Below are 6,000 nucleotides of genomic sequence, written 5' to 3'. Positions count from 1 at the left end.
CACATTTCAGGACGGGACATCAAGATCAAAAAGGGCTGCTCAATGAGCAGCCCTTTTGTTATCTATTCAATCGCCATATCAGTTAGCGATGAAGCGCCACTAGTTCAGCCATCATGTCGATGTGTGAGTCTCTGTCGTTCAGACACATAATGTAGCTAAAGTCCGAACCACCAGCGTCAATGAACGTCTCTTTACACTGGTCTGAAATCTCTTCCAACGTTTCCAAACAGTCAACCGAAAAGGCAGGTGCCATGATGTCGATCTTCTTGATGCCTTTACTCGGCAGTGACTCAAGTGTCTCGTCAGTGTATGGCTTCAACCACTCTTCTCGACCAAATCGCGATTGGTATGTCATGGTGATATCGTCCGCTAACAAACCTAACTCTGCCGCAAGCAGCTTTGTTGTCGCTTCACAATGCTGAGGGTAGATATCGCCTTCATCAGCCAGTCGCTTCGGAATACCGTGGAAAGAACACACTAAATGATCGGCTCTGCCATTTTTATCCCAATGACTGCGGACGCTTTCAGCCAATGCTTTTGCATAGCTTGGGTGCGCGTAGTAGTCGCGAATAAAGCGATAGCTCGGGATAACTGGCATCTGCTTAAAGGCTTTGGTCAAACCATCAGAAACCGCTGCTGTGGTTGTGCCAGAGTACTGCGGATACAGAGGCAGTACGATGATGTCCTCAACGCCCTGCTCCATCAGTTGCTCAACACCAGTCTTTAGGCTTGGGTTGCCATAGGTCATACCCAGTGCAACAGGCATCTCTAGTTTTTTCTGGAGCTTTTCAGCTTGTCTTTGAGAGTACACAAGCAGTGGTGAGCCCTCATCCATCCAGACAGACTGATACAGCTTAGCAACTTTAGGCGAGCGAATCGGTAAAATCACGCCATGTAATATAGGACACCAAAGCCAACGCGTTAGGTTTACAACTCGCTTGTCGTGTAAGAATTCACTCAAAAATCGACGAACGCCAGCGGGGGTCGCCGCATCTGGTGTTCCTAAGTTCACCAGTAAAACGCCCTGCTTTTTATTATTTTCCATAGATACCTGAGACCAATATGTGATTTTCTGGAAAGTAATATACTAATCTGCATAAGTTTAAGATCATTGCGCCTCAATGAAAGTCTGAATAATCATTCTTCATATGAGATACACAACATCCACTCTCAATTGCTAGCCACTGCCGTCGGGTCTGAACCGTTCTGAATCATGTGCAATCAAGTTATATAGATTGGTATCGTACTAAAAATTGAAACAAAAAAAGCGACCCTTAAGGTCGCTTCCAATATATCAAATTCTAAAACTGGCTGTTAGCCAATTATGCTAGTGCTTTCTCAAGTTCTGCACTAACTTCAGCAACTTGCTTAGTACCGTCAAACTTAAGGTACTGAGTGTTACCTGCTTCAGCTTCTTTACCGTAGTAAGAGATTAGCGGAGCTGTTTGATCGTGGTATACACCTAGACGTGCACGAACTGTTTCTTCTTTGTCGTCATCACGTACCACTAGGTCTTCACCCGTTACGTCATCTTTACCTTCTTCTTTAGGCGGATTGTACACAGTGTGGTATGTACGACCAGAAGGAAGGTGAGCACGACGACCAGCCATACGCTCAACAATCACATCGTCAGCTACGTCAAATTCAACAACGTAATCAACAGCGATGCCCATTTCTTTTAGGCCATCAGCTTGTGGGATTGTGCGTGGGAAACCGTCTAGTAGGAAACCTTTCTCACAGTCATCTTGAGCGATACGCTCTTTGATAAGACCAAGGATAATTTCATCAGAAACTAGCTGACCAGCGTCGATTACTGATTTTGCTTGCTTACCAAGCTCAGTACCCGCTTTGATAGCAGCACGTAGCATGTCACCAGTTGAAATTTGAGGGATACCAAATTTGTTCATGATGAAGTTAGCTTGAGTACCTTTACCCGCGCCAGGAGCACCTAGAAGAATGATGCGCATGTTTAATCCTCTTATAAAATTATGATTTATACCGAAGCTCACTATCCCTCCATTCTTGCTCATTTTTAGGATGAACAGAAAGCGTTAAGTAACCATTGAGGCTAAGCAAAACTGTGAACAGAAGCAAAACGGTAAGTTTCGGTATAACGTTTAAAAATCATACAACTGGAGATAGTTGCTTCTTAGCCCCAGCTGATTAGGTCGAGCATTCTATCACATTAATATTCAATTTGGCTGAATTTACGACTAAAGAATGCATCGACAACATTTGTTGTGACGATAACGGTGACGTCGACCACGTTAGGTCAATTTTCAACGACGTTCATAAAAAAAGCCCGCATTTGCGAGCTTTTTATTGTAATTGTTGGCTTAACCTAAAGTCGAAAGACTAACGCTTTGTTAGTAGCTCGTTGATTGCACCCAAGAATTGTGACGGATCTTCCATTGAGCCCTTTTCAGCCAGCATCGCTTGACCAAGTAGCAACTCAACCCAACGACCAAACGCTTGCTCGTCTGCTTCGTCAGCCATCTGTTTAACCAGTGCGTGCTCAGGGTTAATCTCGAAGATGTACTTCACTTCCGGTGCCGCTTGACCCGCAGCTTCAAGAAGCTTCGCCATTTGCGTGCCCATTTCGAAGTCGTCAGTCACAACAACCGCAGGTGTTGTTGCTAGCTTGAAGGTCGTACGAACTTCTTTAACACGACCACCTAGGTAAGATTGAGTGCGCTCTACAACAGATTTGAACTCTTCTTCTGTCTCTTTTTGCTTCTCTTTCTCTTCTTCACCTTCAAACTTGCTTAGGTCTAAGCCTGCTTTAGTGATCGATTGGAACTGTTTACCGTCGAAGTCAGTCAGGTAGTTCATTACGTACTCATCAATACGATCGTACATTAGAACCACTTCAATACCTTTAGCTTTGAACTGCTCCAAGTGTGGGCTGTTCTTAGCGGCAGCGTAGCTATCTGCTGTCAGGTAGTAAATCTTATCTTGGCCTTCTTTCATGCGCTCAACGTAAGATTCTAGGCTGATGGTTTGTTCAGCAGAATCCACTTCCGTTGACGAGAAACGAAGTAGACCAGCGATCTTCTCTTTGTTCGCCATATCTTCAGCCGGGCCTTCTTTCAATACTAGGCCGAACTCTTTCCAAAACTCTAGGTACTTATCATTGTCATTCTTCGCCATGCGCTCAAGCATAGTCAGTACACGCTTGGTACATGCGCCACGAAGAGACTGAGTTACCTTGTTGTCTTGCAGGATTTCACGAGACACGTTCAATGGCAGATCGTTTGAGTCAATCAAGCCACGAACGAAACGCATGTAAGATGGCATGAACTGCTCTGCGTCATCCATGATGAATACACGCTGCACGTAAAGTTTCAAGCCACTCTTGTGGTCACGGTTCATCATGTCCCAAGGTGCTTTCGCTGGGATGTAAAGCAGGCTTGTGTAATCGTTCTTACCTTCAACCTTGTTGTGGCTCCAGGTTAGTGGATCAGCAAAGTCGTGAGATACGTGCTTGTAAAACTCTTGGTACTCTTCTTTCTCGATATCAGATTTGTTGCGAGTCCAAAGCGCTTGCGCCTTGTTGATCTGTTCCCAATGTTTCTCTTCGGTGTCTTTACCTTCGTCATCTTTCACTGCTGTGAAGATAGAAACAGGAATACCGATGTGGTCAGAATATTTACCAATCACTTCACGCAGACGCCACTCATTTAAGAACTCTTTACCGTCTTCACGCATGTGCAGAACGATGTCAGTACCACGAGACTCTTTAGTGATGTCTTCGATTGTGTAATCGCCTTCACCTGCAGAGTGCCACTGAACAGCTTCATTGTTCGGCAGGCCAGCTGCACGTGTGCGAACCGTTACCGCGTCTGCGACGATGAATGCAGAATAGAAACCCACACCAAATTGACCAATCAGTTGAGAGTCTTTGCTTTGGTCTTCAGACAGCTTTGAGAAAAAGTCTGCAGTGCCTGACTTAGCAATCGTACCTAAATGCTCAATAACGTTGTCGCGGCTCATACCGATACCGTTATCAGAAATGGTTAACGTGTTTGCTTCCGCGTTGAAAGAAAGTTTTACACCTAGATCTGCATCACCTTGGTAAAGGTCACCGTTCGATAGAGCTTGAAAACGAAGCTTATCAGCCGCGTCAGATGCGTTAGAGATCAGCTCACGTAGAAAGATTTCTTTATTTGAATACAGTGAGTGAATCATTAGATGAAGTAGTTGTTTTACTTCAGATTGAAAGCCACGAGTCTCTTTATTTTGCGTTGCCGTTTCGCTCATTTTTACTCCAAAACATCTATACTTTATGTTGAATAATCATAGGGGCGTAACACTTGATGCCACTCTTCTGTTCATTAACATGAGGATGACAAATGTAAATTCAAGGTCAAAAATCATAAAAACACTGTTTTTTTTATCTGTTTTTATTATCCTTGAGCCTGATAAATATAAAAGAACATAAAATAAGCCATGATTTGGTGAAGAATTAACGGAACTTCACCTGAGATTTGTCTATTTCGCCCCCCAAAACAATCCAAAATAGAAGAATTCAATGAGTAATATCGGCACAAAGTTTATTCTCGCACAACGGTTCGTATTCGACCCAAACAGCAATTCACTTGTCGATCAAATGAGCGACGGTGAAGTCGTACGTCTTGGTAGCAATGAAAGCCGCATTCTCTTGATGCTGTCAGAAAGGCCTAATGAAGTTATCACTCGTAATGAATTGCATGAGTATGTTTGGCGAGACCAAGGCTTTGAGGTGGATGACTCAAGCTTAACGCAAGCCGTATCGACTCTGAGAAAGATGCTCAAAGACTCGACTAAATCTCCTGAATTCGTAAAGACAGTACCGAAGCGCGGTTACCAATTTATTGCGACCGTTGAGCGCTCTGCGCCACTGTCATCAAATGATCAGCCAGTAGCCGCTGAAATTGCAGAAAATGACGTTGAACCTATCCTAACGTTTGCAACGCCTGCAGCGACTGAACAAGCAATCACTGACACATTTGAACCTGAGCCAATTACAAAAGTTCAACAAACTAAAGTGGCAGTAGAACCAGCAACCGCTCCTGTTGTAGCTCCGGCTAAAAGCACCAATAAATGGTTAACATTTTGGTTACTGCTTGCCGCTTTCATCATGCCGATTCTCGTTTTAACGTTTACTACCCCGGTGGAGTCCGAGTTCACGGTTTTGACTGAAGTGGATGGTGTAAAGGTTCAATCACCGGTTAACCACCCAGACCTCAGCAGTTGGCTGCCAGCAATAGAAAAGTGTGTATTAAGTTACAACACGAGTCACACTGGTGTGTTAAAGCCGGCTGAAGTGATCGCTACAGGAGGACAAACCAATAACCTTGCCCTCAACTACATTCACCCGCAAGATTACTCGAGCGAAAATGTAACCCTAAGAATTTACGCAAACCAGTCGGATGTAAACGACATTTGTAACGGTGGTAAGTAACATGAAATTAAAAGTATCGATTATCTTACTGGTTCTATCGGCATTTTTGAGCGGTTGGTTATATTGGAGCAGCGATGCAAAAGTAGAGCGCTTACTCACTCAGCATGAATGGCAGTCGAGAATGGTGACGCTGATTAGCGATAACAAGCAAGCTGACTCAATAGGCCCACTTCGTAGAGTTGAACTATCATCGAATGCGAAATACCTACCAAATGGTACATATTTAAGAATGTCAGTGGTTAGACTTTACGGTAATCAAACTGAGCCTGCGAATGTCATCAACATCTCTGAAACGGGTCAGTGGGATATTAACGATAACTACTTACTGATTTCGCCAACGGAGTTTAAAGATGTGACCTCGGCTCAGCGCCAAGACTTTTCAGAAGAACAGCTAGAGCTGATCACTCAAGTCATTAAGATGGACGCAGAGCAAAGCCGCCGCATAGATATTGTTAACCCGAAGGCACTGCTACTGACTAGCTTAAATCATGGTTCTACCGTATTGTTTTCAAACTAAGATTGGATCGCTATTTACTGTTTATGAATAGCTGAATACC

At 44.0% G+C, this 6,000-nt stretch carries 5 protein-coding genes; 2 read left to right on the top strand and 3 right to left on the bottom strand.

The features are described from left to right. Positions 1–82: 82 nt before the first annotated feature. The 3 genes from hemH to htpG form a co-directional block, all read right to left on the bottom strand. Positions 83–1,045: a ferrochelatase gene (gene hemH, locus AB4558_RS02830; protein ID WP_017068992.1), complete on the bottom strand. Its 963-nt coding sequence runs from the start codon at positions 1,043–1,045 to the stop codon at positions 83–85. A gap of 277 nt (positions 1,046–1,322) precedes the next feature. Further along, complete coding sequence (gene adk / locus AB4558_RS02825) at positions 1,323–1,967, bottom strand: adenylate kinase (RefSeq protein ID WP_017062200.1); 645 nt, start codon at positions 1,965–1,967, stop codon at positions 1,323–1,325. 388 nt (positions 1,968–2,355) lie between these two features. Continuing rightward, complete coding sequence (htpG, locus tag AB4558_RS02820; protein ID WP_017062201.1) at positions 2,356–4,260, bottom strand: molecular chaperone HtpG; 1,905 nt, start codon at positions 4,258–4,260, stop codon at positions 2,356–2,358. 271 nt (positions 4,261–4,531) lie between these two features. Between htpG and AB4558_RS02815 the strand changes: the two genes are divergently transcribed. Beyond that, the gene (locus AB4558_RS02815) at positions 4,532–5,443 is read left to right on the top strand and encodes a transcriptional regulator (RefSeq protein WP_017063403.1); all 912 of its coding nucleotides are present in this window, start codon (positions 4,532–4,534) and stop codon (positions 5,441–5,443) included. A gap of 1 nt (position 5,444) precedes the next feature. After that, positions 5,445–5,960 (top strand): regulatory protein ToxS, encoded by a 516-nt coding sequence (locus AB4558_RS02810; protein ID WP_372074680.1) that lies wholly within the window; start codon positions 5,445–5,447, stop codon positions 5,958–5,960. The last annotated feature ends 40 nt before the right edge of the window (positions 5,961–6,000 follow it).

Origin of the sequence: Vibrio sp. 10N.222.51.C5 (assembly GCF_041474575.1) — a bacterium.
Lineage (GTDB): Bacteria > Pseudomonadota > Gammaproteobacteria > Enterobacterales > Vibrionaceae > Vibrio > Vibrio crassostreae_C.
The sequence above is the reverse complement of the archived record's forward strand: the minus strand, read 5'-3'. Positions and strand labels throughout refer to the sequence as shown.